General features: G+C 71.9%; 21 protein-coding genes. 10 read left to right on the plus strand and 11 right to left on the minus strand.

Annotated elements, in window-relative coordinates:
• The first annotated feature begins 221 nt into the window (after positions 1 to 221).
• Positions 222 to 1,409, plus strand: a complete 1,188-nt coding sequence (gene nadA / locus BCL76_RS06570) for a quinolinate synthase NadA (RefSeq protein WP_109778567.1) — start codon at positions 222 to 224, stop codon at positions 1,407 to 1,409.
• A 76-nt stretch (positions 1,410 to 1,485) separates the two neighbouring features.
• Here the strand turns inward: nadA and BCL76_RS06575 are convergent, their stop codons facing one another.
• The 3 genes from BCL76_RS06575 to cobS all read right to left on the minus strand — a co-directional run bounded on the left by BCL76_RS06575 (position 1,486) and on the right by cobS (position 6,340).
• Positions 1,486 to 4,626 carry an efflux RND transporter permease subunit gene (locus tag BCL76_RS06575; protein ID WP_109778568.1) on the minus strand — a complete coding sequence of 1,047 codons (3,141 nt, stop codon included), beginning with the start codon at positions 4,624 to 4,626 and terminating at the stop codon, positions 1,486 to 1,488.
• Between the two features lie 135 nt (positions 4,627 to 4,761).
• Positions 4,762 to 5,484: a response regulator gene (locus BCL76_RS06580; protein WP_109778569.1), complete on the minus strand. Its 723-nt coding sequence runs from the start codon at positions 5,482 to 5,484 to the stop codon at positions 4,762 to 4,764.
• Positions 5,485 to 5,518: 34 nt separating this feature from the next.
• Positions 5,519 to 6,340 (minus strand): adenosylcobinamide-GDP ribazoletransferase, encoded by an 822-nt coding sequence (cobS, locus tag BCL76_RS06585; RefSeq protein WP_109778570.1) that lies wholly within the window; start codon positions 6,338 to 6,340, stop codon positions 5,519 to 5,521.
• 70 nt (positions 6,341 to 6,410) lie between these two features.
• Between cobS and BCL76_RS06590 the strand changes: the two genes are divergently transcribed.
• Positions 6,411 to 7,184, plus strand: a complete 774-nt coding sequence (locus tag BCL76_RS06590) for a hypothetical protein (protein WP_109778571.1) — start codon at positions 6,411 to 6,413, stop codon at positions 7,182 to 7,184.
• A 74-nt stretch (positions 7,185 to 7,258) separates the two neighbouring features.
• Here the strand turns inward: BCL76_RS06590 and pspAA are convergent, their stop codons facing one another.
• Complete coding sequence (gene pspAA / locus BCL76_RS06595; protein ID WP_109778572.1) at positions 7,259 to 7,537, minus strand: PspA-associated protein PspAA; 279 nt, start codon at positions 7,535 to 7,537, stop codon at positions 7,259 to 7,261.
• 13 nt (positions 7,538 to 7,550) lie between these two features.
• Positions 7,551 to 8,345, minus strand: coding sequence for a PspA/IM30 family protein (locus BCL76_RS06600; RefSeq protein ID WP_109778573.1), 795 nt, complete (start codon positions 8,343 to 8,345; stop codon positions 7,551 to 7,553).
• 263 nt (positions 8,346 to 8,608) lie between these two features.
• On the opposite strand from BCL76_RS06600, the gene BCL76_RS06605 reads away from it, so the two are divergent.
• On the plus strand, positions 8,609 to 9,217 hold the full coding sequence (locus BCL76_RS06605; protein WP_109778574.1) for a DUF3043 domain-containing protein: 609 nt from the start codon (positions 8,609 to 8,611) through the stop codon (positions 9,215 to 9,217).
• Positions 9,218 to 9,282: 65 nt separating this feature from the next.
• Entirely contained in the window at positions 9,283 to 10,026 is a 744-nt protein-coding gene (locus BCL76_RS06610; RefSeq protein WP_375137893.1) for a class I SAM-dependent methyltransferase, read from the plus strand.
• Positions 10,027 to 10,160: 134 nt separating this feature from the next.
• Here the strand turns inward: BCL76_RS06610 and BCL76_RS06615 are convergent, their stop codons facing one another.
• On the minus strand, positions 10,161 to 10,373 hold the full coding sequence (locus tag BCL76_RS06615) for a hypothetical protein (RefSeq protein ID WP_109778575.1): 213 nt from the start codon (positions 10,371 to 10,373) through the stop codon (positions 10,161 to 10,163).
• A gap of 93 nt (positions 10,374 to 10,466) precedes the next feature.
• Between BCL76_RS06615 and BCL76_RS06620 the strand changes: the two genes are divergently transcribed.
• The 5 genes from BCL76_RS06620 (at position 10,467) to BCL76_RS06640 (ending at position 16,808) form a co-directional block, all read left to right on the plus strand.
• Positions 10,467 to 11,672, plus strand: coding sequence for a bifunctional adenosylcobinamide kinase/adenosylcobinamide-phosphate guanylyltransferase (locus BCL76_RS06620; protein ID WP_109778576.1), 1,206 nt, complete (start codon positions 10,467 to 10,469; stop codon positions 11,670 to 11,672).
• Positions 11,673 to 11,835: 163 nt separating this feature from the next.
• A complete protein-coding gene (gene cobT, locus BCL76_RS06625; RefSeq protein ID WP_109778577.1) occupies positions 11,836 to 12,900 on the plus strand; it encodes a nicotinate-nucleotide--dimethylbenzimidazole phosphoribosyltransferase in 1,065 nt (354 codons plus the stop codon).
• An 83-nt stretch (positions 12,901 to 12,983) separates the two neighbouring features.
• On the plus strand, positions 12,984 to 14,849 hold the full coding sequence (locus BCL76_RS06630; protein WP_109778578.1) for a phosphatidylglycerol lysyltransferase domain-containing protein: 1,866 nt from the start codon (positions 12,984 to 12,986) through the stop codon (positions 14,847 to 14,849).
• Between the two features lie 53 nt (positions 14,850 to 14,902).
• Positions 14,903 to 15,547, plus strand: a complete 645-nt coding sequence (locus tag BCL76_RS38835; protein ID WP_181382456.1) for a hypothetical protein — start codon at positions 14,903 to 14,905, stop codon at positions 15,545 to 15,547.
• Positions 15,548 to 15,623: 76 nt separating this feature from the next.
• Complete coding sequence (locus BCL76_RS06640) at positions 15,624 to 16,808, plus strand: sensor histidine kinase (protein WP_109778881.1); 1,185 nt, start codon at positions 15,624 to 15,626, stop codon at positions 16,806 to 16,808.
• Between the two features lie 235 nt (positions 16,809 to 17,043).
• On the opposite strand, the gene BCL76_RS06645 is transcribed toward BCL76_RS06640, so the two are convergent.
• The 5 genes from BCL76_RS06645 to BCL76_RS06665 form a co-directional block, all read right to left on the minus strand.
• Positions 17,044 to 17,856 carry an endo alpha-1,4 polygalactosaminidase gene (locus BCL76_RS06645; protein ID WP_109778579.1) on the minus strand — a complete coding sequence of 271 codons (813 nt, stop codon included), beginning with the start codon at positions 17,854 to 17,856 and terminating at the stop codon, positions 17,044 to 17,046.
• A complete protein-coding gene (locus BCL76_RS06650) occupies positions 17,853 to 18,548 on the minus strand; it encodes a spherulation-specific family 4 protein (protein WP_258309382.1) in 696 nt (231 codons plus the stop codon). Before BCL76_RS06650 ends, BCL76_RS06645 begins: the two co-directional genes overlap by 4 nt.
• Complete coding sequence (locus BCL76_RS06655; RefSeq protein ID WP_109778580.1) at positions 18,545 to 20,104, minus strand: hypothetical protein; 1,560 nt, start codon at positions 20,102 to 20,104, stop codon at positions 18,545 to 18,547. Before BCL76_RS06655 ends, BCL76_RS06650 begins: the two co-directional genes overlap by 4 nt.
• Entirely contained in the window at positions 20,101 to 21,627 is a 1,527-nt protein-coding gene (gene pelF / locus BCL76_RS06660) for a GT4 family glycosyltransferase PelF (protein ID WP_109778581.1), read from the minus strand. Before pelF ends, BCL76_RS06655 begins: the two co-directional genes overlap by 4 nt.
• A 99-nt stretch (positions 21,628 to 21,726) precedes the next feature.
• Positions 21,727 to 23,754: a hypothetical protein gene (locus BCL76_RS06665; RefSeq protein WP_109778582.1), complete on the minus strand. Its 2,028-nt coding sequence runs from the start codon at positions 23,752 to 23,754 to the stop codon at positions 21,727 to 21,729.
• 346 nt (positions 23,755 to 24,100) lie between these two features.
• On the opposite strand from BCL76_RS06665, the gene BCL76_RS06670 reads away from it, so the two are divergent.
• The gene (locus tag BCL76_RS06670) at positions 24,101 to 25,639 is read left to right on the plus strand and encodes a leucyl aminopeptidase (RefSeq protein WP_109778583.1); all 1,539 of its coding nucleotides are present in this window, start codon (positions 24,101 to 24,103) and stop codon (positions 25,637 to 25,639) included.
• Positions 25,640 to 25,698 lie beyond the last annotated feature (59 nt).

Raw genomic sequence — 25,698 nt, forward strand, 5'->3', positions numbered from 1 at the left:
AACGAGCGGGACCGCGGATTCATTCCGGGACCCGACGCTTGTTTCAGATATTCCATGCTCGCACACCGCGCGAGGGGGTGGGCCCGGCAAATCGTGGGCTGATGCGTCACATTGACACTATCGGCATCGTCAAACTGACGTGAAGCGGTTATGATAGATAACGTCAAATAGACGAGAAGTCGAAGCGATGATCCAGAAATCCTTGTCGCAGAACAGAAAGGGTGCGTGTCGTGACCACCGCCCAGCCCTTGGACGTCCAGCCGACGCCCCTTGCCCTGCTGCTGCTCGGCCGTGAGGCCGACCCCAAGAGCGAGCGCGGGGTGGAGTGCCCCGGCGACCTGCCCTCGCCCTCCGACCCGAACCTCGTGGAGCGTGCCCGCGCGGCCAAGGAGAAGCTCGGGGACAAGGTCTTCATCCTCGGCCACCACTACCAGCGTGACGAGGTCATCGAGTTCGCGGACGTCACCGGCGACTCCTTCAAGCTGGCCAAGGACGCGGCCGCCAAGCCGGAGGCCGAGTACATCGTCTTCTGCGGCGTGCACTTCATGGCCGAGTCCGCGGACATCCTGACCTCGGACGACCAGAAGGTGGTCCTGCCGGACCTGGCCGCCGGCTGCTCGATGGCCGACATGGCCACCGCCGAGCAGGTCGCGGAGTGCTGGGACGTGCTGACCGAGGCCGGCATCGCCGACGCCACGGTGCCCGTCTCGTACATGAACTCCTCCGCCGACATCAAGGCCTTCACCGGCAAGCACGGCGGCACGATCTGCACCTCGTCCAACGCGAAGAAGGCCCTGGAGTGGGCGTTCGAGCAGGGCGAGAAGATCCTCTTCCTCCCGGACCAGCACCTGGGCCGCAACACCGCCGTCCGCGACATGGGCATGTCCCTGGACGACTGCGTGCTCTACAACCCGCACAAGCCGAACGGCGGCCTGACGGTCGAGCAGCTGCGCAACGCCAAGATGATCCTGTGGCGCGGGCACTGCTCGGTCCACGGCCGGTTCTCGGTCGACTCGGTCAACGACGTCCGCGCCCGGATCCCCGGCGTGAACGTCCTGGTCCACCCCGAGTGCAAGCACGAGGTCGTGGCGGCCGCGGACTACGTGGGCTCGACGGAGTACATCATCAAGGCGCTGGAGGCGGCCCCGGCCGGCTCCAAGTGGGCCATCGGCACCGAGCTGAACCTGGTCCGCCGCCTGGCGAACCGATTCGCCGCCGAGGACAAGGAAGTCGTCTTCCTCGACAAGACGGTCTGCTTCTGTTCGACGATGAACCGGATCGACCTCCCGCACCTGGTGTGGACCCTGGAGTCGCTGGCCGAGGGCAACCTCGTCAACCAGATCCAGGTCGACAAGGAGACGGAGAGCTTCGCGAAGCTCGCGCTGGAGCGGATGCTGGCGCTGCCGTAGTCGCCCCTGGCCGCACACGCCCGAAGGGCCGCCCCTCGTGTCGAGGAGCGGCCCTTCGGCTGTCGTGCGACGGGTGTCAGGCCTTGGTCGGGACCTCGTCCTGCGCGGCGGCGGGAGCCGGGACCGCCGACAGTCGGGCCTCGCGCTTCGCCGACCGCTTGGCGCGGCGGCGCTCCTTGCGGAGCTCGACCATCGTGTAGAGGGTCGGCACCAGCAGCAGCGTCAGCAGGGTCGAGCTGACCAGGCCGCCGATCACCACGACCGCGAGCGGCTGCGAGATGAAGCCGCCCTCGCCGGTGACGCCCAGCGCCATCGGGAGCAGCGCGAAGATCGTCGCCAGAGCCGTCATCAGGATCGGGCGCAGCCGGTGCCGGCCGCCCTCGATGACCGCTTCGACGACGCCCAGGCCCTGGGCGCGGTACTGGTTGACCAGGTCGATCAGGACGATCGCGTTGGTCACCACGATGCCGATGAGCATCAGCATGCCGATCATCGCCGGGACGCCCATCGGGGTGCCGGTGACGATGAGCAGGCCGAGTGCGCCGGTCGCCGCGAACGGGATGGAGACCAGCAGGATCAGCGGCTGGATCAGCGACCGGAACGTCGCCACGAGCAGCATGAACACGATCGCGATGGCCGCGAGCATGGCCAGGCCCAGCGAGCCGAAGGCCTCGTCCTGGTCCTCGGAGACGCCGCCGATGGAGGCGGTGGCACCCTCGGGCAGGTCCAGCGCCTTGAGCTTGGTCTGCAGCTCGGTGCTGACCGCGCCGGTGTTGTCGCCGAGCGGCCGGGCGGTGACGGTGGCGGCGCGGGCGCCGTCGATCCGGGTCATCGCGACCGGGCCGGGGACCTCCTTGACCTCGGCGATGTCACCGAGCTTGACCGGGCCGACCGGGAGCGCCTGCAGTTCGGCCAGGGTGGTGGCCGGCTGCGCGGACCTGATGACGATGTCCCGCTCGGTGTCGTCGAGTACCGCCTTGCCCGCCGGGTTGCCCCGGACGGCCTGCGCGACGATCGCGCCGAGCGCGGCCTGGTTCAGGCCGGCCTCGGCCGCCTTGGGAGTGGCGGTCACCGAGATGCGGGGCACCGACTGGGACAGGTCGCTCTGCACGTCGGCGACGTCCTTGAGCTTGGCGACCTCTGCGCGGACCTGCTCGGCCGCCTCGGCGAGGGTCTTGCCGTCACCGGCCTTGACGACCACGCTGAGGTTCTGGCTGCCGAAGCCGTCGCCCGCCACGATGCGGGTCTCGCCGATGCCGTCGAGAGCGGCCAGCTTGCTCTCGATGCCCTTCTTGACGGCGTCGGCCTTGCCGGAGTCCTTCAGGCTGACCTGGTACGAGGCCTGGTTGGAGCCCGTACCGCCACCGAAGGCCGCGAGGAAGCCGGAGGAGCCGACGGTGACCTGGTAGCTCTTGACGCCGTCGACCGAGGACAGCACCTGCTCGATCTTGCGGCTCGCCTCGTCGGAGGCCGCCAGCGAGGTGCCGGGGGCGAGCTCCTGCTTGACCGTCAGGACTTCCTGCTCGCCCTGGTCGAAGAAGTTGGTCTTCAGCAGCGGGGTCATCCCGAAGGTGCCGATCAGGACGACCACCGCGATGGCCACACTGGTGACCCGGCGCCGGGTGGCGAAGCCCAGGACGCGGACGTAGAAGAGCTGGAGGCGGCTGCGCGCCTCCTTCTCCTCGGCCTCGCGGCGGGCCTTGGCCGCGCTCTCGGCGCTGCCGGGCTCGACGCCCTTGGGTGCGCTCAGGAACCAGTACGAGAGCACCGGTACGACCGTCAGCGAGACGAGCAGCGAGGCCAGCAGGGCCGCGGTGACGGTGAGCGAGAAGGAGCCGAAGAGCTCGCCGATCATGCCGCCGGTGAGGCCGATCGGCAGGAAGACGGCGACGGTGGTGAGGGTGGAGGAGGTGACCGCGCCGGCGACCTCCTTGACCGCGGTGATGATCGCGGACTCGCGCTCCTCGCCGTAGCCGAGGTGGCGCTTGATGTTCTCCAGGACCACGATCGAGTCGTCGACGACGCGGCCGATGGCGATGGTGAGCGCGCCCAGGGTCAGCATGTTGAGCGACAGGTCCTGGGTCCACAGCACGATGAGCGCGAGGACCACGGACAGCGGGATGGAGACCGCCGTGACCAGCGTCGAGCGCAGCGAGGCCAGGAAGACCAGGATCACGATCACCGCGAAGAGCAGGCCGAGCAGGCCCTCGGTGGTGAGGCTGGAGATGGACTTGGCGACGGCCGGGCCCTGGTCGCCGACGACGGTGAGGTCGGCGCCGGCGCCGAGCGTGGTGCGCAGCTCGGGCAGCTTGTCCTTGACCGCGTCGGAGATGGCGACGGCGCTGCCGTCCTTGTCCATGGTGAGGACGAGGGCGAGGCTGGGCTTGCCGTTGGTACGGGTGATGGAGACGGCCTTGGCCGGCTCCTGCTTCACGGTGGCGACGTCGGCGAGGCGGACGGCCGGCTTGCCCGGACCGGGGGTCAGGCGCAGCTCTTCGAGCTGGGCGAGGGAGGTGTAGCCGTTGCCGACGCGCACGGTGCGGTTCTTGCCCGCCTCGTCGAAGGAGCCGGCGGGGACGGCCGCGCCGCCCGCCTGGAGGCCCTCGGCGAGCTTGGCGCCGTCGAGGCCGGCGGCCGCGAGCTTGGCGTTGTCGGGGGTGACGGTGACCTGGAGGTCCTGGACGCCGTCGACGGTGACCTGGCCGACGCCCTCGATGTCCGAGAGGACGGGGACGACGGAACGTTCCAGCTGGTCGGCGAGCGCCTGCTGGTCCTTGTCGGAGGTGACGGCCAGGATGACGGTCGGGATGTCATCGGTGGAACCGGCCACGACCTGCGGGTCCACATCGGCGGGCAGCCGGACGCGGGCCCGGTTCACGGCCTGCTGGACGTCGGCGACGAGCTGCTTGGTGCCGCTGTCGCCGTAGTCGAAGGTGGCCATGATGAGGGCGTTGCCCTCGCTCGCGGTGGAGGTGATGCCGGTGAGGCCGTCGACACCCTTGAGCATGGCCTCGATCGGTTCGACGACCTGCTTCTCGACCACGTCGGGCGAGGCGCCCTGGTACGGCGCGAGCACGGACACCATCGGCAGTTCGATGGAGGGCAGCAGCTGCTGCTTGAGCTGCGGGACGGCTATGGCGCCGAAGAGGAGCGCGACGATCGACACGAGGCCGACCAAGGCCCTTTGGGCCAGGCTGAAGCGGGACAGCCACGACATGGGTATGAGATCTCTCTGCAGTGACGAACGCGAGGGCACGCCCACCCTGTCGCACCGCGGTGCCGTGTTTCGTCGCTCGCAGGTGCCGTCCTTATGTGCGGCATACCGCGTCTGGAGTACGTCGTACCGGCCGAACTACTCCGCGCGTGGGCGGACCAGTCCTGATTCGTACGCAATAACCACCAATTGGGCCCGGTCGCGGGCGCCGAGCTTGGCCATCGCCCGGTTCACGTGGGTCTTGACGGTCAGCGGGCTGACCTCCAGCCGTTCGGCGATCCCGTCGTTCGACAGCCCCGCCGCCACGTGTACGAGGACCTCGCGCTCCCGGACGGTCAGTGCGGCGAGCCGCTGCGCGTGCGACCCGGCATCGGCGGTGGTGGGGCCGGCGCCGCCGCCCTGGGCGAGGAAGGTGGCGATGAGCCCTTTGGTCGCGGCCGGGGAGAGCAGCGCCTCGCCGGCCGCGGCGACGCGGATGGCGTTGAGCAGTTCGTCCGGCTCGGCGCCCTTGCCGAGGAAGCCGGAGGCTCCGGCCCGCAGGGCCGAGACCACGTACTCGTCGACCTCGAACGTCGTCAGCATCACCACGTGCACGTCGGCGAGTTCCGGGTCGGCGCTGATCATGCGGGTGGCGGCGAGCCCGTCGGTGCCGGGCATCCGGATGTCCATGAGGACGACGTCGGGGCGCGTCCGGCGGGCGAGTTCGAAGGCCTCGGCCCCGTCGGAGGCCTCCCCGACGACCTCCATGTCGGGTTCGGAGTCGACGAGCACCTTGAAGGCGCTGCGCAGCAGCGCCTGGTCGTCGGCGAGCAGCACCCTGACGGGCGCGGCGGAGGGCGGGTCCGTCGCAGTGTGGTCCACGGGGTGAGGGTACGTGGGAGGGCCGGCCGCCGGCTCAGCCGAGGGCGAGGACGATCAGGGCGCAGGTCGCCGCGACCTCGGCCAGGGCGCCGAAGACGTCGCCGGTGACCCCGTCGAAGCGGCGTACGCAGCGGCGCAGCAGCAGTTCTGCGGCGAGCAGGGCGGCGAGGACCGCGGCCGCGCTCCGGCCGGCGGCGGGCAGGCCCATGGGCAGCGCGGCGGCCGCGGCGGCGGCGACGGTGAGCGCGGTGATCAGGGCGGCGGTGCGCCGGGGGACGGCCCCGGCGACGGCGGCGCCGAGCCCCCCGGGACGTGCCGCCGGTACGCCTTCGCGGCAGGCCAGGGTCATGGCGAGGCGGGCCGCCACGGCGGCGACCACGGCGGCGAGGGCGCCTCGGATCCAGCTCTCGGCGTAGATCTCGGACAGCGCGGCCACCTGCACGAGCAGCACGATCACCAGGGTCACGACGCCGAAGGGACCGATGTCGGACTGCTTCATGATCCGCAGGGCCTCGTCGGCCGGTTTGGCGCTGCCGAGGCCGTCGGCCGTGTCGGCGAGGCCGTCCAGGTGCAGGGCCCGGGTCAGCGCGGCCGGTCCGGCGACGGTGAGGGTCGCCGCGAGCAGCGGGCCGCCGCCGAGCAGCAGCAGGAGCACTCCGGGCAGGGCCGCGAGCACGCCCACGACCAGTCCGGCGAGCGGGGCGCAGGCCATTCCGGTGCGGGCGGCGGGGCGGTCCCAGCGGGTGATGCGGGCGGGCAGCACGGTGAGGGTGCCGAACGCGAAACGGACGCCGTCGGGGAACGAGGCGCGTTCCGGGGGCGGCGTCTGGGGCGGGCCGTCGAACGAATCTGTCATCGGCGGGAACGGTACCCGCTCGTCGCGGACGGTAAATTACCCATTACATGCCAAATAGGGAGTCAGTGGGATGGGTCACTGGTGGTATCGGAACATCGTCGAACCGGGGAAGCTGCCGCTCCTGCTCGCGCTGCTCTCCTTCGTACTGTCGTTCCTGGTCACCCGCATGATCACCCGGATGATCCGGGCCGGCCGGGGGCCCTTCAAGAACGTCACGCCGGGCGGTCTGCACATCCACCACGTGGTGCCGGGCGTGATCCTCGTGATCATCGGCGGTTTCGGCGCGGTCGGCAGCGGCCGGTACGGCTTCGGCGCCTACGCCTCGGCTGTGATCTTCGGCCTGGGCGCGGGCCTGGTCCTGGACGAGTTCGCGCTGATCCTGCACCTCGACGACGTCTACTGGAGCGAGCAGGGCCGCAAGAGCGTGGAGCTGGTGGTGATCACGGCCGCCGTCGTGGCCCTGGTCATCGGCGGTTTCGTGCCCTTCGGGGTGAACGACCTGTCCAGCGAGGAGCGCCAGAGCCGCGGCCTGGTCGTCATGAACGGGGCCACCAACTTCTTCCTGGCCCTGATCGCCCTGTGGAAGGGCAAGGCGCGCACCGCGCTCTTCGGCCTGGTCGTCCCCTTGGTGGCGCTGGTCGGCGCGATCCGGCTGGCCCGGCCCGGGTCCCCGTACGCGAAGCGGTTCTACGGGAACCGGCCGCGCGCCCGGGCCAAGACCGAGCTACGGGCCTTCCACCACGACCGGCGCTGGGCGCGGCCGCGTCGCGCGTTCGAGAACTTCATCGGGGGGACCCCGGACCCGGAGCACCCCGTGTCCCCGGAGAAACCGCCCCGGCACTGACGACGACGGCGGGCCCGCCCCCTCGAAGGGTGCGGGCCCGCCGCCGTGCTGTCGGTGTGTGCCCGGTCCGGGGCTCAGCCCGGGATCAGGCCGTCGTCGCTGAGCATCGCCCTGACCTCGTCCAAGGCGGCGTCCGCCGCGGGGAGGATCAGCTCGGACGGTTCCAGCGCGTCGTCCGCGAGCGGTGTGCCGAGCCGCCGTACGGCGTCGAGCAGTGCGCCCAGCGTCCGCCGGAAGCCCTCCTCGTCACCGCCCTCCATCTCCGCGAGCAGTTCGTCGTCCAGCTTGTTGAGCTCGGGGAAGTGGATGTCGGCCACTTCCAGCTGGCCTTCCCCCATGATGCGGACAATCATGACGGGCCCCGTCCTACTGCTTGTCGAACCGGTGCGGCGTCTGCGGCTGCTGCCCGTTGCCCTGGGCGCCGCCCTCGATGGCCTGCTGCTGGGCGGCCGGGCCGCCCGCCAGCTCGGCCTTCATGCGCTGGAGCTCCAGCTCCACGTCCGTACCGCCCGAGAGACGGTCGAGCTCGGCCTGGATGTCGTCCTTGGAGCCGAGGCCGCTCTGGTCGTCGAGCGCGCCGGAGGCCAGCAGCTCGTCGATCGCGCCGGCACGGGCCTGCAGCTGCGCGGTCTTGTCCTCGGCCCGCTGGATCGCGAGGCCGACGTCGCTCATCTCCTCGGAGATGCCGGAGAAGGACTCCGCGATGCGGGTCTGCGCCTGCGCCGCCGTGTAGGTGGCCTTGATGGTCTCCTTCTTCGTCCGGAAGGCGTCCACCTTGGCCTGCAGTCGCTGGGCGGCCAGCGTCAGCTTCTCCTCCTCGCCCTGGAGGGTCTGGTGCTGCACCTCCAGGTCGCTGACCTGCTGCTGGAGGGAGGCGCGCCGGGACAGGGCCTCACGGGCCAGGTCCTCGCGGCCCAGGGCGAGGGCCTTGCGGCCCTGGTCCTCCAGCTTGGCGGACTGTCCCTGGAGCTGGTTCAGCTGCAGCTCCAGGCGCTTGCGGGAGGTCGCCACGTCGGCGACCCCGCGGCGCACCTTCTGCAGCAGCTCCAGCTGCTTCTGGTACGAGTAGTCGAGGGTTTCGCGCGGGTCCTCGGCCCGGTCAAGGGCCTTGTTCGCCTTCGCGCGGAAGATCATCCCCATACGCTTCATGACACCGCTCATGGGCTTCGCGCGCCCCCTTCTAGACGGACTGTGCTCCAGGTCACCGACAGAACCCACAGTACGGGCCCTGTCTCCATTACCGCACTGTTCGAGTACGGATGTGCTCCTCCTCCAGGACGACTACGCCCCCGCCCTGTCAGGCGTAAGGAGTAGGTGATCCCAGGAGAACGGGCCCACCGCACGGACCGTGCAAGGGGAAGGACGCCCGCCGTTGCCGGATCGTTCCCCAGCGGGGTGGGGCCCATGCCCGCAACCACGTAGGCTTGGGTTTTGTGTTTGGTAGCCGCTCCTCCAAGGAAGAGAAGGCCGCCGCCACCGACAAGGTGAGCGCCGACCTCTCGCAGCCCCGTGACCCGCAGGCCCCGAAGGGCCGCCCTACGCCGAAGCGTGCTGTGGCCCAGTCGCAGCGCAAGGCCGTGGTGGCCTCGACCGGCAATCGCAAGGAGGATGCCAAGCGAGCCCGTGAGCGCCGTCGCACCGAGATGGCCAAGCAGCGCGAGGCGCTGGCCAACGGCGACGAGCGTTACCTGCCCACCCGTGACAAGGGTCCCGTGCGCCGGTTCGTCCGCGACTACGTGGACGCCCGCTACTCGGTGGCCGAGATGTTCCTGCCCCTGGCAGTGATCATCCTGGTGCTGAGCATGGTGCGGCAGTCGTCGATCCAGAGCATCGCGCTGGTGCTGTGGCTCGGTGTGATCATTCTGATCCTCCTCGACTCGATCGGTCTGGTCTTCCGCCTCCGCAAGGCCCTGGCCACGCGCTTCCCGGACGAGCCCCGCCGCGGCGCCATCGCCTACGGCCTCATGCGCACCCTCCAGATGCGCCGGCTCCGCCTCCCGAAGCCCCAGGTCAAGCGTGGGGAACGGCCCTGAGCCGAGCCACGCCCGGCGCCTCGGGGGAAGGCTTCGCGGAAGGCGCCCGGCTCTGGCTGGAAGGACTGGGCGGACTGCGTAACGCGGTCCGCCAGGAGCTCGTCGGCCGGCAGGTCGACGAGCAGATCGCGCAGCGTTTCCCGGTCGGGCAGCGGCTGCGCGTGCTCGACGTCGGCATGGGCCAGGGCACGCAGGCACTGCGGCTGGCCCGCGCCGGGCACAAGGTGACGGGTCTGGAGCAGGACGCGGGCATGCTGGCCGTCGCCCGTGAGGCGCTGGCCGCGGAGCCCGAGGGGATCCGCGCCCGGGTCACCCTGCTGGAGGGTGACGGCCGCGAGACCGGCGCGCACTTCCTGCCGGGCAGCTTCGACGTGGTGCTGTGCCACGGGGTGCTGATGTACGTGCCCGAACCGGACGCGATGCTCGCCGGGCTGGCCCGGATGCTGGCCCCGGGCGGACTGCTGTCCCTGCTGGTGCGCAACGGCGACGCGCTCGCCATGCGGCCGGGCCTGGACGGCGACTGGAAGGGCGCGCTGGCCGCGTTCGACTCCACCGACTACACGAACCGGCTGGGCCTGGACGTCCGCGCGGACCGGCTGGCCGGACTGACCGCGACCCTGTCGGGGATCGGTGCGCCGCTGCAGTCCTGGTACGGGGTCCGCGTCTTCACCGACGGCACCGAGGCGGGCGAGATCCTGCCGCCCGACGAGGAGCTGGAGCGGCTGCTGGCCGCCGAGGACCGCGCCGGGCGGATCGACCCCTACCGGGGTGTGGCCGCACTGCTGCACCTGTGCGGCGTGCGGGGCTGACCCCCGTTGTGCGGGTCCCCTGCCGCGGGCCCTTTCGGGACATGTGAGAGGAAGGGGCGGGCCGGGGTTCTCCCCCCGACCCGCCCCTCCCCGCACCAGGTGGTGGCCCTGGAACCGCCGAGCCTCCGGCAGGGCTACGCGTCCAGTGCGGCCCGCAGGCTCATCGTGTAGAGCTCGGTACCGCCGTCGTCGGACAGCTTCACCTGCTCGACGCCGCCTTCCAGCAGGTCCTTCCAGTACTCACCGACCCAGGACTCCGCGTCCCCCTGCGTGGTGAACTCCTCGGGTACCACCGACGGGCTCGTCTCGGTGCCGTCGGCCGTCTCGAACCGCCACGTCCACGCCATGTCCGCCTCCGTTGCTCGCACGCTTCCTGACCTGAGTGTGCCCGCAGAGTAACCGGGCGCGCAGCAGTCTCGGCGACGCGGGAGGATCATCCTGTGGAACTCACTCTGCTCGGCACCGGAACACCCGAGGGCCTGCCCCGACCCGGCTGCCCCTGCGCAGCCTGCGCCGTCTCCGTCGGCACGCGCTCCCGCGCCGCCACGGCCGTTCTCGTCGACGGGGCGCTGTTGCTGGATCTGACCCCCGGGGCGGTACTGGCGGGCGCCCGGGCCGGGCATTCGCTGGCCGGGGTGCGGCAGGTGCTGCTGACCCACCCGCACGACGGGCCCGCGGTCGAGCTGCCGCCCGGGCTGCCGGCCGCCGGGCGGGTGCCGGACGGGCGGGAGCTGGCGGTGATCTCCGGACACCGGGTGCGGGCGGTGCCGATGGACGCGCCGGGCACCGGGTACGAGGTGACCGGCCCGGACGGCGTCCGGCTGCTGTACCTGCCGCCGGGCGGGGCCCCGGCCGGGGTCGCCGACCAGGCCGGGAAGCGCCCGTACGACATGGTTCTCATGGACGTGCCGGGCCGACCCGAGGCACTGGCGCGACTGCGGGCGAGCGGCGCGGTCGGCCCGGGCACGGACGTGATCGCCGTCCACCTGGACCACGACACCCCGCCGGGCCGGGAGCTGGAGCGCCGGTGCGCGGCGGCCGGGGCCCGGGCGGTGCCGGACGGGACGACGGTGATCGTCGGGGAGTACGCCGTGGTGCCCGACCTGCCGCGCCGGACGCTGGTGCTGGGCGGGGCCCGCTCCGGCAAGTCCGTGGAGGCGGAGCGGCGGCTGGAATCCTTCCCCGAGGTGGTCTACGTGGCCACCGGCGGCACCCGGGACGGGGACGCGGAATGGTCCCAGCGGGTCGGCCTGCACCGGGAGCGCCGGCCGGCGAGCTGGCGGACGGTGGAGACGTGCGAGTTGGCGCCGTTGCTGGCCGCCGACGGGCCGCCGCTGCTGATCGACTGCCTGGCGTTGTGGCTGACGGACGCGATGGACCGGGCCGGGGCCTGGGACGACGAGGTGTGGGCCAAGGGCGGGCGGCAGCAGCTCGCCGAGCGGACCGCCGAGTTGGTGGCGGCCGTGCGCGCGACCCGTCGTCCGGTGGTGCTGGTCAGCAACGAGGTCGGCTCGGGCGTCGTCCCGGCGACCTCCTCGGGCCGTCGCTTCCGGGACGAGCTGGGCCGGCTGAACGCGGCCGTCGCGGGCGAGTGCGAGCACGTACTCCTCGTCGTCGCGGGTCTGGTGACCGTGCTCAAGGAATAGCCGCGGACGGCGCGGCGCGGCGCGACGAGGAGGGGTCCGACGGCGGGTGGGAGGACGGGTCCGACGGCCGGTCCGCCGACGGGTGTTCCGTCCTTCCGCGACCGGGCCGGAACAGGTCGCCCAAGGCCTGAGGGAGGGCCTCACCGGCTGTACTCTCTGGCAGATGAGCACGCTGAATCTCGACGACTTCTCCGATCTGATCGAGCGCCCCGACGGGGGCGTCCGGCGTGACGCCGAGGAACGCCGTGAGCGCCTCGCCGTCCCGCCGGGCGCGCTGGGCCGGCTCGACGAACTCGCCGAGTGGCTCGCCGCCGCGCAGGGTCGAGTTCCGGTCAAGCCGATCGAGCGGCCGCGTGTGGTGCTGTTCGCCGCCGACCACGGGATCGCCACCGCGGGCGTCTCCGCCCGACCCGCGTCTTCCGGCCACGAACTGGTGCGGTCCGTCCTCGAAGGCGCCAGCCCCGTCGCGGTCCTGGCCGGCCGACTCGGCGCCACCATACGGATCGTCGACGCCGGGCTGGACTGCGATCCGGAGCTGCTCCCCGCGGACGTGGTCGGGCACCGGGTCCGGCGTGGCAGCGGCCGGATCGACGTGGAGGACGCGCTGACGGTCGAGGAGGCCGAGGCCGCGGTGCGGCTCGGGATGCGGATCGCCGACGAGGAGGCCGACTCCGGAACGGACCTGGTCGTTCTCGGCGACCTGAGCGTGGGCGGCACCACGGTCGCCGCGACCCTCGTCGCCGCACTGTGCGGAACCGACGCCTCGGTGGTCACGGGCCGCGGCGGCCTGCCCATCGACGACCTGGCCTGGATGCGCAAGTGCGCGGCGATCCGCGACGCGCTGCGCCGGGCCCGCCCGGTCCTGGGCGACCAGGTGGCGCTGCTGGCCGCGGTCGGCGGTGCGGACGTGGCCGCCATCACCGGATTCCTCCTCCAGTGCGCGGTGCGCCGTACTCCGGTCATCCTTGACGGTGTCGTTTCGGCCGCGTGCGGGCTGGTGGCCCAGCGGGCCGCGTTCCGGGCTCCTGACTGGTGGCTGGCCGGACAGGCCAGCGGCGAGCCGGGCCAGGCGAAGGCACTTGACCGAATGGCGCTCAACCCCGTGCTCGACCACGGCGTCACAGTAGGTGAAGGCACCGGGGCACTGCTGGCTCTCCCCCTCGTCCAGGCGGCCGCCGCACTCGCGGCGGAACTCCCGGAGCGGGCGGTGGAGGGGCCGACGGAATGAGCCGCCGGGGGCCGCGGTCCTGACCAGGCCGTGGCCCCCGACCGCACCATCACGGACAGCTGCGCCCCATATGATCGCTTTTTATGGGAGAGGTCCGTTTGACCAGCGCAGAGACCGACCGCACCGCCGCACCGGCGACCGGTCCGTCAGCCGGCAGGAAAGAGACCGGCGGCGACCCCGCCGGCAGGGCCACGGGCAGCGGCCGGGAGACCGGCCGCGGGAGCGCCCCTTCACGGCACGGCGCCGCGTTCGCGGTGTGGTACCTGCGCGTCGTCACCTTCTTGAACTTCCTCAGCGCGGTGTGGGTTTCGCTGGGACAGGACCTCAGACGCCACAGCGTCGAGGACTTCTACACCCCGTACATGCTCAGCGCCGGGTTCGCCTCCGGGCTGTCCACCCTGCTCCTCGCCGTCACCCTCGGCCGCCGCAAGCGGGCCTCCTGGATCCTCAACCTCGCCATCAGCGGCCTCCTGGCCCTGCTGCTCGCCAACGCGCTCCGCACGCACGAGGAAATCCGTGAGCACGCCCAGAACTGGGTCTCCCTGGTCGTGACCGTCGTCTTCACCGGGGCCCTGCTGCTGGGCCGCCGCGAGTTCTACGCCAAGGGCGACCGTTCCAACCCGACGCTCGCCAGCGCGGTCGCCGCCGTCGGCCTGCTGTTCACCTCGCTGATCGCGGCCCTGCTCGTCGGCGCCAACAACACCTCCCCGCTCAGCGCCGAGGCCTCCTTCCCGGAGCGCTGGTGGTACGGCGTGATGCGGCTGATCACCCTGACGCCCGGTGAGCGGGCCTCCGAGGCGATCACCACGCCCGGCTGGGTGGACGTCGTCATCAACGTCATGTCGATGCTGGTGCTGATCGCCGTGCTGTTCGCCGCCTTCCGCTCGCGCCGCGCCGTCGACCCGATCAGCGAGGAGGACGAGGAGCGGCTGCGGGCGCTGCTGGCCCGGCAGGGCGACCGCGACTCCCTCGGCTACTTCGCGTTGCGCCGCGAGAAGTCCGTCATCTGGTCCCCCACCGGCAAGGCCGCCGTCACCTACCGCGTCGTCGGCGGGGTCTCGCTGGCCTCCGGCGACCCGATCGGCGACCCCGAGGCCTGGCCGGGCGCCATCGATCCGTGGCTGGCCGAGGCCCGCGAGCACGGTTGGGTACCGGCCGTGATGGGGGCGAGCGAGGAGGCCGGGCAGATCTACGCCCGGCACGGCCTGGACGCCCTCGAACTCGGTGACGAGGCGATCGTCGAGACCGCCGAGTTCACCCTGGAGGGCCGCGCCATGCGGACCGTCCGACAGGCCTTCAACCGCGTCAAGCGGGCCGGGTACACCGTCCGCATCCGCCGCCACGACGACATCCCCGCCGACGAGATGGCCGAGCTGGTGCGCCGCGCCGACGACTGGCGCGACGGCGCCACCGAGCGCGGCTTCTCCATGGCTCTGGGCCGGCTGGGTGACCCCGCGGACGGCCAGTGCGTGATGCTGGAGTGCACCGACGGCAACGGCGAACTGCGGGCCGTGCTGTCCTTCGTACCGTGGGGACCCAAGGGACTGTCGCTGGACCTGATGCGCCGCGACCGGAACTCCGAGAACGGCCTGATGGAGTTCATGGTCATCGAACTCCTCGAACGCTCCAAGGAGATCGGGGTCACCCAGGTCTCCCTCAACTTCGCGATGTTCCGGTCCGTCTTCGAGCGCGGCTCCCGGCTCGGCGCCGGTCCGGTGCTGCGCATGTGGCGCTCGCTGCTCAGCTTCTTCTCCCGCTGGTGGCAGATCGAGTCCCTCTACCGGGCCAACGCCAAATACCGGCCGATCTGGGAACCGCGGTTCATGCTCTTCGAGAAGAGTTCGGACCTGCTGCGGATCGGTGTCGCGGCCGGCCGGGCCGAAGGCTTCCTGGAGGCCCCCGGCCTTCCGAAGTGGCTGCACCGCAGACACCTGGAGACCCGCCGTTGACAGCGTGGAACACGTCCCCACTGCGGCAGTTCGCCCGCCGTGAGTGGGGACCCATGTTCTGGACCGTCCGGGACGCGCTGGTCCGCGACACGTGGCGGGCCATCCCGATGACCATCGGCGCGGTCTGCCTGACCTCGGTCTTCCAGATCGTCCAGAACACCTCCTGGGGGTTCCAGCCGGTCCAGAACCTCGGATCGGTCAAAGCCGTCGACCCGCTCGGGCCGGCCCTCCTGCGCACCCCGCTGTCCCTGTTCGTCCCCGCCCTGGACCTGCCGGTGTGGGGGGCGCTCGCGCAGATCCTGCTCGTCTTCGGCATCGCCGAGATCTGCATCGGCTGGTGGCGCACCCTGCTGATCGGCTACGTCGCCACGCTCGCCGGAACCATGTACGCCCGGATCGGGCTCGCGCTCGGGCCGGAGCATCCTCTCGGCCTGCCGGTGTCCGACCGGATCGTCAACGACACCGGGCCCTCGGCGGCGGTGGTGGGGCTGGCCATCTACCTCTGCTGGCGCTACCGGGCGTACCTGACCGGAGCCTTGGTGATCCTGGCGATGATCGGCGAGGTGCTGGTCAAGGACAACCTTGCGGGCAAGGAGCACCTGGCGGCCATCACCGCCGTCATGGCGGTGTGCGTGGTGCGGGCCCGCTGGGGGACGGTGCGGGCGCGCGCTTCACTGGGGCACCCCCCTCCGCCGTAGGGGGCCCCGGTGGATCAGGCCGTACCGTAGCCGGGTGACGACAGACCTCGGGCCGTTCGCCCCCACCCGGCAGTGGATGCGGGCCCATCCGCTCGCCACCGATGCCGTGCTGGCGTTCGGGGCCTTCGTCTCCATGGTCCTCGGCTCCTTCGCCGATCCGCACGGGCCGCATGGGCCCACCTTCGGGACGCGCACCCCCGAGCCGTTCTCGCTGCTGCTGATGCTGCTCGGCGCGACCGCCCTGGTGTTCCGGCGCCGGCAGCCGAGGGCCGTGCTCGCCGTGACCTGCGGGCTGTCCCTGCTGGAGCTGACCACCGGGGAACCGCGGGCGCCCGTCGCGATGTGCACGGTGATCGCCCTGTACACGGTGGCCTCGCGCACCGACCGGCCGACGACCTGGCGGATCGGGCTGCTCACCATGGCCGGGCTGACGGGCGTGGCCATGCTGGCCGGGCCGCTGCCCTGGTACGCGCAGGAGAACATCGGGATCTTCGCCTGGACCGGGATGGCCGCGGCCGCCGGCGACGCCGTGCGCAGCCGGCGGGCCTTCGTCGACGCCATCCGGGAACGGGCCGAGCGCGCCGAGCGGACCCGGGAGGAGGAGGCCAGGCGGCGGGTCGCCGAGGAGCGGCTGCGGATCGCCCGGGACCTGCACGACGTGGTCGCCCATCACATCGCCCTGGTCAACGTGCAGGCGGGAGTGGCCGCGCACGTCATGGACAAGCGCCCGGACCAGGCCAAGGAGGCGCTCGCGCACGTACGGGACGCCAGCCGGTCGGCGCTGAACGAACTGCGGGCCACGGTCGGGCTGCTGCGGCAGTCGGGCGACCCGGAGGCGCCGACGGAGCCCGCGCCGGGGCTCGGCGTCCTGGACGAGCTGGTGGACACCTTCCGGCACGCCGGACTGCCGGTGGAGGTCATCGTCCAGCTGGACGGGACGCCGCAGGCGGGGGCACTGCCGGCGGCGGTGGACCTGGCGGCGTACCGGGTGATCCAGGAGGCGCTGACGAACGTACGCAAGCACGCGGGGCCGGGGGCGAAGGCGGAGGTCAGCGTGGTGCGGGTGGGGCCGTCGGTGGAGGTGACGGTCCTGGACGACGGCGGCGAGTCGGCGGACCCGGCGCCGGAACCGACCGATCCGGGCGGGGGCCACGGGCTGCTCGGCATGCGGGAGCGCACCGGCGCCCTGGGCGGCACCTGCTTCGCGGGCCCCCGCTTCGGCGGCGGCTACCGCGTCCACGCCATCCTCCCCCTGGGGTAGCGGCCCTTTCCGGCCCCGGCCGGACCATTTCAGCCTCGGCCGGGCTCATTCAGCCTCGCCGGCGTTTGAGGCGCGGGGTCTGGGGCGGCGCCCCAGGGAACCCGGCTCCGCCGGGCACCGGGCTCCGCCCGGACCCGCGCCTCAAACGCCGGCGAGGCTGAAGGTGGCCCCGGCCTGACGGAACATGCCGGCGAGGCGGGGAGTGGCCCTGCTCTGAGGGAACATGCCGGCGAGGCTACGGGCAGAGTTTGCGCCACGCGTCCAAGTCGTACCGTTTCTGCATGGAGCTCAGCTTCGCCGCGCGAGCGACCGGGCACCAGCGGGTCAGGCGGCCCTCGTACTCCACGTGGAAGACCGCCTTGCCCGCGTCGACGAACGGCTCGTACCGGTCGCACTCCTCGTACTCCACGCACTGCTCGTTCACCGCGAAGTCGAAGTCCCCGACCAGCTCCGGGATCTGGTCCAGGTCGTTCTTCAGCCCCACCGACATGCCCCGGTCGTGCACCAGCCGGGCGATCAGGCGGTTGTACTTCAGCTGGTCGTCCGCGGTCAGCGGGAAGCCGGAACGGTTGGTGTAGGCGTCCATGTTGTCGGGCTCCACCGCGTCGAAGCCCTTCTCCTTGCACATGTCGAACCGCTTGCCCATCAGCGGTTCCAGTTGCGTCAGGGCCCGGATGTCCAGCCAGCGCTCGCCCTCCCAGCCGTTGCCCTCGCCGAGCAGTGCCTTCGGGAAGGCGTCGGCGTCCGGTCGGAAGTCCTCCCAGGCGCCGGTCGAGAGGTAGCAGATGGTCTTGCGGCCGTCCTTCTTCAGGGTGGCGACCTGCTCCTTCGTGGTGTTGAACCCGTCGACGTCGTAGACGGCCGCCTTCACCGAGGTGTCGAGCTTCCCGGTGAGCTGCCACTGCCAGCCGACCCCCGGTTTCGGCTGCCACCGCTGCCCCGGCGCCGGGTCGGGCGACAGCTCGTCCCGTTCCGGTTCGGGCGGGGGGCTGGTACAGGCGGCGAGCAGCAGCAGGGGCACGGCCAGCGCGAGGGCGAGCTTCCTCATCCGGCCGCCTCCAGGGCGTACGGCAGGGTCCCCCAGGGGTGCGCGCCACTGCCGGGGACGGCGCAGTGCACCCCGGCTCCGCGTTCGGCGGCGAGTTCCTCGGCGAGCCGGGCGGCGAGTGCGCCCGGCGGGACCCCGTACACGAGGTGGCAGAACCGCCCGGCGGGGTGGTCGGCGGTCCAGGGCGGTACGGCGGCCGCGTCCCGGTAGGCGTCCCAGGGGCCCTCGAAGGTGACGAGCAGGTCGGCGAGTTCGGCGTAGCCGGGGTGCGGGTGGACCCCGTGGTTGAGGACGAGGGTCTGGGCGCCGGCGGCCCGGGCGGCGACCGCGAGCCGCCCGTAGTGCGGGAGCAGTTCCGGGTCGGCGGAGGCTTGGTCGAGGAAGGCCCCGTCGGTGGCGTACCAGTCGCGGTGGCGCAGCAGGTCCTGCACCACCTGGGCGTGCGGGCGCCGCCCGTAGTCGGTGTCGGCGTATCCGAGGACGGGTACGCCGACCTCGCGCAGCCGCTCGGCGACGGCGGCGAAGCGTTCGTCGCGGGCGGCGCCCGGTCCGCTGTCGGGGTTGAGGACCACCGAGTGCAGCCGGCCGGCGGAGCGGATCAGCCGCTCCCAGGCTTCCGGCCGGTCGGCGGGATGCTCGTAGAGGGGCACCAGCAGCATGGGGTCCTTCTTCTCGTACGGGTGGTGCGTCATCGGTGGGCGGTCGCGCGGCCGAGGAGCAGGCAGACCAGGCCGGCCAGTACGGTGGCGGCCGCGCCGGCCACCACCAGTTGGACCGCTCGGGGTTGGCCCAGCCCGGTCAGCAGGGCCAGGCTCTGGGCGACGGCGGCCGAGGAGCAGACGACGGCCGCGGGCCGGACGGCTCCGAAGGACTGCAGGAGCAGCCCGGTCCACATGACGGCCCCGAGCAGCAGCAGGGTCGCGATCCGGACCCCGGTGAGGACGGGGGCGTCGGGCCAGAGCAGGGTGCCCGCCAGCCCCAGGGCCAGCAGGACGGTCAGGTAGACGGCGAGGCACCGGGTCAAGGTGGTGAGCATCCGGCGCCGGAAGGCCCGCGGCGAGCGGGCCCCCTGGAGCCCGGAGAGGCTCCCGCTGCGGAACCGGTGGAGCAGCCATTCGGCCGGTCCCATGCTGAGGGTGAGGGCCACGGCCGAGGGGGCGGCGACCGCTTCGGCGGGGCCTCCGGCGAGGACCTCGCCGAGGGCGGCGTACAGCACGAGCAGGCCGGTGCCGAGGCCGAAGACCCCGTAGGGGACCGAGTCCCCGATCCGGGGTCCGCGGGGTGCGAAGTCCTCCTCGGCGCCGCGCAGCATCTGCCAGCGCACGGGGCCCTGTCCGGGGCGACGGGCCGCGTGGTTGCGGATCCGGCGGGCGGCGGACCGGAGCCCGTCGGCCAGCGGGAGTTCCCGTAGGGCCAGGGTGCAGGCGGCCAGCAGGGAGGTCACGAGCAGGGTCACCCGGACCGGTACGGGCAGGTCGACGAAGAGCGCGAGCAGTGCTCCGACGGCCATCGGGGCGAGGGCGGCGAGCAGGACCCGTTCCCGGCCGAGGACCAGCAGGACGGTGGCGGCCCCGACGTAGAAGGCCTGTCCGGCGGCGAAGGCGTAGGAGAACGGGGGTCCGCCGGGCACCGACAGTGCGGCGGCGGTGCCCAGCAGGGCGCCGACGGGGGCGCCGACGAGCAGGGTCCGCCCGGCGGCACGCCGGTCGCCGAGGCCGAGCCAGGAGTAGGCCCGGTGGGACAGGGTCTGGTCCCAGACCCAGCCGATGAGCGCGCCGGCGAGCAGGGTCAGGGTCCCGGCGGGCAGGCCGAGGCGGTCCTGCGGGCCTTCGAGCAGGGGTGCGCCGAGCAGGTAGGCCAGGCCGGGCAGGGCGAAGATCACCCCGCGTAGCAGGCAGGCGGTGAGGGAGACCTTCCAGGGGTCGGGGGCGGCGCCCGGCTCCGGGAAGGAGCGGGGCACCCGGGCGTAGAGCTCCTCGGCGAGGGCGAAGGAGTCGTGCCGGCCGTAGGTGAGCCGGATGTACTCGTCCGTCATGCCGTCGGATTCGAGGATGGCGGCGATCTCGTCGGGGTGGACGGCCGAGGCGATGAACACGTCGAGGCGTTCGGCGAGTTCGTCCATCGGGTCGGCGGCGGCATCGGCCGCGGTGACGTCGGCGCCGCGGCGCGGCCGGGGGACGGCCGGGAGCGTGTCGGCGCCGGCGCCGGGACCGGAGCCGGGCGGCTTGAGCCAGAGGGATCCGCTCACCAAAGGCTCCCGTCGGCGGCGAGTTCGCGGTACCAGGGGTCGGCGAGCCGCTGGGTCCATTCGTCGCCCGCGTGGACGGGCAGGACGGGCTGGCCGGCGAGTTCGCGGTAGATGTGCCGGAAGCCGTCCACGGACTGGTGGAGGGTGAACTTCTCCACGACCCGCTTGCGGGACAGGCGGCCGAGCTCGGCGCGGCGTCGGTCGTCGCGGAGCAGGGCGAGGGTGGCGCGGGCCATGGTCTCGGGTTCGCGGGGCGGGACGACGAGGCCGGTGTCGCCGACGGCCTCGCGGACTCCGCCGACGTCGGTGGAGACGGTGGTGCGGCCGCAGGACATGGCTTCGATGATGCTGAAGGGGAAGCCCTCGCTGATGGAGGACAGCATGACGACGCTGCCGGCCGCGTAGGCCGTGGCCACCTGGTCGATGCGGCCCTCGTAGGTGATCCCGTCGGTCACGCCGAGTTCGGCGGCGAGCTTCTCCAGGCGGAGCTTGTACTCCTCGCAGCCGGCCGGCACGGGGCCGAAGAGGCGCAGCCGCAGGGCGGGCAGTTCCTCGCGCATGAAGGCGTAGGCCCGGATGAGGGTTTCGAGGTCCTTGATCGGGTCGATGCGGCCGCACCAGCTGAGGGTGGGCACGTCGGGTTCGGGTCCGGCCTCGGGGAAGGCGTGCGGGTCGACGCCGTTGTAGACGGTGCGGATGCGCTCGGATTCGGCGCCTCCGCGTTCCTCCCAGCGGCGGTTGTACTGGTTGCACGGGGTGATCAGGTCGGCCTGCCGGTAGCCCTCGGTGTTGAGCTCGCGGTAGAAGCCGAGCATCAGGGCCTTGACGGGCCAGCGTTGGGCGGCGCTGCGGTAGCCGAGGTAGCGCTCGCGCAGGTAGATGCCGTGCTCGGTGAGCAGGAAGGGGACGCCGTCGAGGTACTTGGCGGCGAGGGCCGGGAGGGTGGCGAGGCCGCTGCTGACGGCGTGCGCGACGCTGTCGGGCGGGATCCGGACACTGAGCGGGCGCAGTGCGTGTTCCAGCAGGTCGGTGGCGGTGAGCGCGTCGTGGATGGTGGGCGCTGCGTCGGCGGTGACGAGTCCGGGCCGGGTCCATACGGCCATCAGCAGCCGCAGGACGGATTCGGACCGCAGGGCCGGTGCGAGCTTTCCGGCCCGGGCCAGGACGGCCAGTTCGCGCAGGGCCTCGGAGAAGCTGTGCCGGGCGGGATCGGGCTCGGGGTCGAGCAGGGAGAGCAGGAAGCTCTCGTAGACCTGGGTGAAGCGGCGGTGGGCCCTGCCGCGCAGGACCGACCGGCGGCTGCGGGGCGGGAGCGGCCCCCACAGCGGGAAGGCGGTGTGCCGGTAGACGTTGCGGGGCAGTTCCCAGGTGACCGGCTCTCGTCCGGAGCCGGTCAGGGCTATGACGTTGAAGTCGACTTCCGGCATACCTCGCACGAGTTGGTCGCACCAGGTGCTGACGCCCCCGTGGACGTGCGGGTAGGTGCCTTCGGTGAGCATGGTGACGTGACGCCCATGACTCATACGGTGTGTCCCCCCAGGACGGAAAAGGGGCCGGCGCCCGTGGGTTCGCGGAGCGCCGGCGCTAGGTGGTACTGGTACGCGTGGTGATGTGCGGGACGGTCAGCTGGGCAGCTTGAGCGTGACGGCGCTCTGGAGCAGCTCGGGACCGGTCCAGGTGGAGCGGGTACCGGCGTACGCGGTGCCGAAGTCGGCGGTGCCGAGCAGCAGCTGCTTCTTGGTGCCGGTGGGGGCGGTCACCGGGGCGACGACCCCGGAGGGCGCCTTGATGGTGACGTCCTTGCCGATGCGGTAGGCGGTGACCTTGCCGTCCGCGAGGGCCTTGTCCCAGGCGGCGCGGCGCTGGAACTCGACGCCGGTGTCCTTCATGCTCTGGTTCACGATCGGCGCGCTGGGGGCGTAGAGGGCGCGGTAGGTGTCGAGGACCTGGTTGAGCACCGGGTAGAGGGTGCGGTCCTCGGCGAGGTTGGACTGGTGGACGTAGTGCGGGCGGGGGTCGTTGGCCAGGACGTGGCGCAGGGCGGTGCGGGCCTCGGCCGGGACGATGGTGTCGAGGTAGCCGGTGTTGACGTCCAGCGGGGCCGGCAGGCAGGTGGAGGTCGCCGGATTGTCCTCACAGACGCCGCTTCCGCCCTGGGCGCGGCTGGTGTAGATCCAGTTGTACTCGTCGGCCATCTCGGAGTTGGTGCCCGTGTTGTAGTACACGTTCATCGGGTGCCGGGGGACCGTGAGGGCCGCGCCGACCGCGCGCTGCGCGGGTTCGCGGGAGTTGTCGCTGCCCGCCCACTTGACCCCGTTGTCGGCGAGGGCGCCGGCGAGGTTGGGGTTGTCCACGGGCTGCTGCGGTGCGGTCTTGAGGCCGGAGTGCTCACCGGTGACCAGTTCGGTCTTGTCCGTGGTGATGCCCTTGGAGGCCGCCCAGTTGTTGTTGTCGCGGATCTGGGCGGAGATCTCGGCGCGGCTCATGTACTGGATCGCGCCGGCGGAGTTCTTCGTACAGGTCCACGGTGCGACGGTGGTGTTCTGGACGCAGCCGAGGAACGGGTGGGTGTAGGTGTGGTTCATCCAGCGGTACTTGGCGCGGTCGGCGACGAGCTGGGCGGTCAGCGCGTCGACACCGCCGTTCTCGGCCTTCCACTCCTCCCCGGCACCGCCGTTGAAGAGCATGTCGAGCTTGAAGCTCTTCGACGTCTGCCACTGCGCCGCGTACACGGCGTCGGCGGCGCTCATCCGGATGGTGCTCTCCTTGCCCTCGCCGCCCGCGCAGGCGTAGTCGCCCGGCGTGCAGTTCAGGTCCTTGCTCCAGCGGGCGTCGGGGGCGAAGACGTCGTCGACGTGGACCGCGAAGTAGTTGCGGCTCTGGCCGAGGTGCACCCCCTGGGTCAGCCAGTCGACGATGCCGCGGGCGAGCAGTCGGAACTGCTGCTGGTACTGGTTGTAGCCGAAGGTGACGACCAGTTCGCTGCGGCCGTCGTGCGCGTACTCGCCGACGAGCGAGGCGCGGCCGGTGCCGACGGGCGCGTCGACGTAGCTGGTGTAGCCGGGGCGCGGCTTGCCCATGAAGCCGTAGCTCTCGGGGACCAGGGCCGAGTTGTCCTCGAAGGTGACCTGGCCGCCGAGGTAGGCGAAGGGGCCTGCCTTGCCGGCGGTGGTGACGGCGGCCTGGGTGCCGTCGAGCTGTCCGCTGTAGCCGCCGTTGTCGGTGTATTCCAGCCCGACGCCCGGGTGGGCCCAGGTGTAGGCGTCGACCTGGCGGATGCCGTACGTCGTCTCGTAGGCGGTGAGGGCGGCCATCTCGGCCGAACCCTCGCCGAACGGGTTCTCGTTCGGCAGGACGACACCCTGGTACTTGGCGCGCGGACGGCCGTCCACGGTGTCGCTGAGGAAGCCCGCGTTGATGACCGGGCGGCCGCTGCTGCCCAGCTGGACGCGGGTGTAGGGCACCCCCGTGTCGCGGAGTTCCGCGGTGATCGCCTCGACCGAGCTGCCGCCGTCGTCGACGACCAGCACCTTCAGGTCGATGCGTGGTGTCGCGGCCGCCTGGGCGGTCGCGGCGGGTACTGCCACGGATACCAGGGCTGCTGCCGCCATCATCGCGGCGACCCTGTTCATCCGATTCTTGTTGACCATTTTCGGCCTTTCCCCCCGCAGGCATCCCTCGACTCGGCCCTCGGCGGACAGCCGGACCTGGGAGGCTCTGTGGAAATCATGCAAAGGAACCCCGCGTCCCCTTGCGAGAGTGGACCGAGTCTTTCGGACCTCGTCAGGTCTACGAGGCAAACCTGGAGCAGAGTCCACAGATGGGTGAACCTGATGGCCTCTTGATCGAACAACTTGCCAAACCTTCGAGTGACGTACGGACGAGCGCGTACGCGTAGGCTCATTTCTGGCGGCTGTCGGGCCCGAATACGATCGCTACGGACGGCCGTCCACCCACTCGGCCCACACACACAAACGGAAGCGAGACTTCACCACCGTGACTGCTCTGACTCTCAGCACTGCCGGCGCGGCGACGCTCCGCGCCGACGCCCTCGTGGTCGGCGTGGCGAAGGGCCCCAAGGGACCGATCGTCGCCGCGGGCGCCGAGGCCGTGGACAAGGCGTACGACGGTAAGCTCGCCGGCGTCCTCGACGCTCTGGGCGCCTCGGGCGCCGAAGGCGAGATCACCAAGCTGCCGGCCCCGGCGGGCCTCAAGGTCCCGGTCGTGCTGGCGGTGGGGCTCGGCTCCGTCCCCGAGAAGGACGAGTCGTTCGACGAGGAGGTGCTGCGCCGCGCCGCCGGCGCCGCCGCCCGCGCGCTGCACGGCACCAAGAAGGCCGCGTTCGCCCTCCCGCTGGAGGACGCCTCGGCCGTCACCGCCGTCGCCGAGGGCGCCCTGCTGGGCGCGTACGCGTTCACCGCCTACCAGGGCGGCGAGAACAAGGTCCGCAAGGAGGCCAAGGGCGCGGCCCCGAAGGCCCCGCTGGCCGAGGTGGCCCTGCTGGGCGCCAAGCCCCGCGACAAGGAGCACAAGGCCGCGATCGAGCGCGCCGCGGTCGTGGCGGCCGAGGTCAACGTCGCCCGCGACCTGGTGAACACCCCGCCGAACGACCTGACCCCCGAGGCCTTCGCCGCGGTCGCCTCCGCGGCCGCGAAGGAGAACGGCATCAAGGTCCAGGTGCTGGACGAGAAGGCCCTCCTCAAGGGCGGCTACGGCGGCATCATGGGCGTCGGCAAGGGCTCCGAGAACCTGCCGCGCCTGGTGAAGCTCACGTACACGCACCCGAAGGCGGAGAAGACCCTGGCCTTCGTCGGCAAGGGCATCACCTACGACTCGGGCGGCATCTCCCTGAAGCCGGCCGGCCACAACGAGACGATGAAGTGCGACATGGCCGGCGCCGCCGCCGTCTTCGCCTCCGTGGTCGCGGCCGCGAAGCTGGGCCTGAAGGTCAACGTCACCGGCTGGCTCGCGCTCGCCGAGAACATGCCGTCCGGCTCCGCCACCAAGCCCGGTGACGTGCTGCGCATGTACAGCGGCAAGACCGTCGAGGTCCTCAACACGGACGCCGAGGGCCGGCTCGTCCTCGGTGACGCGCTGACCAAGGCCTCCGAGGACAACCCGGACGCGATCGTCGACGTCGCCACCCTGACCGGCGCCATGGTGCTCGCCCTCGGCGACCGCACCTTCGGGATCATGTCGAACGACGACGCCTTCCGTACGTCGATCCACGAGATCGCCGAGGAGGTCGGCGAGTCCTCCTGGCCGATGCCGCTCCCCGCCGAGCTGCGCAAGACCATGGACTCCCCCACCGCCGACATCGCGAACATGGGTGTCCGCATGGGCGGCGGCCTGGTGGCCGGTCTGTTCCTGCAGGAGTTCGTCGGCGAGGGCATCACCTGGGCCCACCTCGACATCGCCGGCCCGGCCTTCCACGAGGGCGCGCCGCACGGTTACACCCCCAAGGGCGGCACCGGCTCCGCCGTCCGCACCCTGGTGCGGCTGGCCGAGCGCACGGCCACGGGCGACCTCGGCTGACGATCTCGTTCGATGTGATGTGACGCACCCCGGGCCGGGTCAGGGCCCGGGGTGCGTCC

This window comes from Streptomyces sp. CG 926, from assembly GCF_003148825.1.
Taxonomy (GTDB): Bacteria; Actinomycetota; Actinomycetes; order Streptomycetales; family Streptomycetaceae; genus Streptomyces.

What these genes read in the sequence shown, in the direction of transcription:
- BCL76_RS06575 (WP_109778568.1), bottom strand. Translation starts at nt 4,626, where the DNA reads ATGTCGTGGCTGTCCCGCTTCAGCCTGGCCCAAAGGGCCTTGGTCGGC.
- cobS (WP_109778570.1), bottom strand. Translation starts at nt 6,340, where the DNA reads ATGACAGATTCGTTCGACGGCCCGCCCCAGACGCCGCCCCCGGAACGC.
- BCL76_RS06590 (WP_109778571.1), top strand. Translation starts at nt 6,411, where the DNA reads ATGGGTCACTGGTGGTATCGGAACATCGTCGAACCGGGGAAGCTGCCG.
- pspAA (WP_109778572.1), bottom strand. Translation starts at nt 7,537, where the DNA reads ATGATTGTCCGCATCATGGGGGAAGGCCAGCTGGAAGTGGCCGACATC.
- BCL76_RS06600 (WP_109778573.1), bottom strand. Translation starts at nt 8,345, where the DNA reads ATGAGCGGTGTCATGAAGCGTATGGGGATGATCTTCCGCGCGAAGGCG.
- BCL76_RS06615 (WP_109778575.1), bottom strand. Translation starts at nt 10,373, where the DNA reads ATGGCGTGGACGTGGCGGTTCGAGACGGCCGACGGCACCGAGACGAGC.
- cobT (WP_109778577.1), top strand. Translation starts at nt 11,836, where the DNA reads ATGAGCACGCTGAATCTCGACGACTTCTCCGATCTGATCGAGCGCCCC.
- BCL76_RS06630 (WP_109778578.1), top strand. Translation starts at nt 12,984, where the DNA reads ATGGGAGAGGTCCGTTTGACCAGCGCAGAGACCGACCGCACCGCCGCA.
- BCL76_RS38835 (WP_181382456.1), top strand. Translation starts at nt 14,903, where the DNA reads ATGTTCTGGACCGTCCGGGACGCGCTGGTCCGCGACACGTGGCGGGCC.
- BCL76_RS06640 (WP_109778881.1), top strand. Translation starts at nt 15,624, where the DNA reads ATGCGGGCCCATCCGCTCGCCACCGATGCCGTGCTGGCGTTCGGGGCC.
- BCL76_RS06645 (WP_109778579.1), bottom strand. Translation starts at nt 17,856, where the DNA reads ATGAGGAAGCTCGCCCTCGCGCTGGCCGTGCCCCTGCTGCTGCTCGCC.
- BCL76_RS06650 (WP_258309382.1), bottom strand. Translation starts at nt 18,548, where the DNA reads ATGACGCACCACCCGTACGAGAAGAAGGACCCCATGCTGCTGGTGCCC.
- pelF (WP_109778581.1), bottom strand. Translation starts at nt 21,627, where the DNA reads ATGAGTCATGGGCGTCACGTCACCATGCTCACCGAAGGCACCTACCCG.
- BCL76_RS06665 (WP_109778582.1), bottom strand. Translation starts at nt 23,754, where the DNA reads ATGGTCAACAAGAATCGGATGAACAGGGTCGCCGCGATGATGGCGGCA.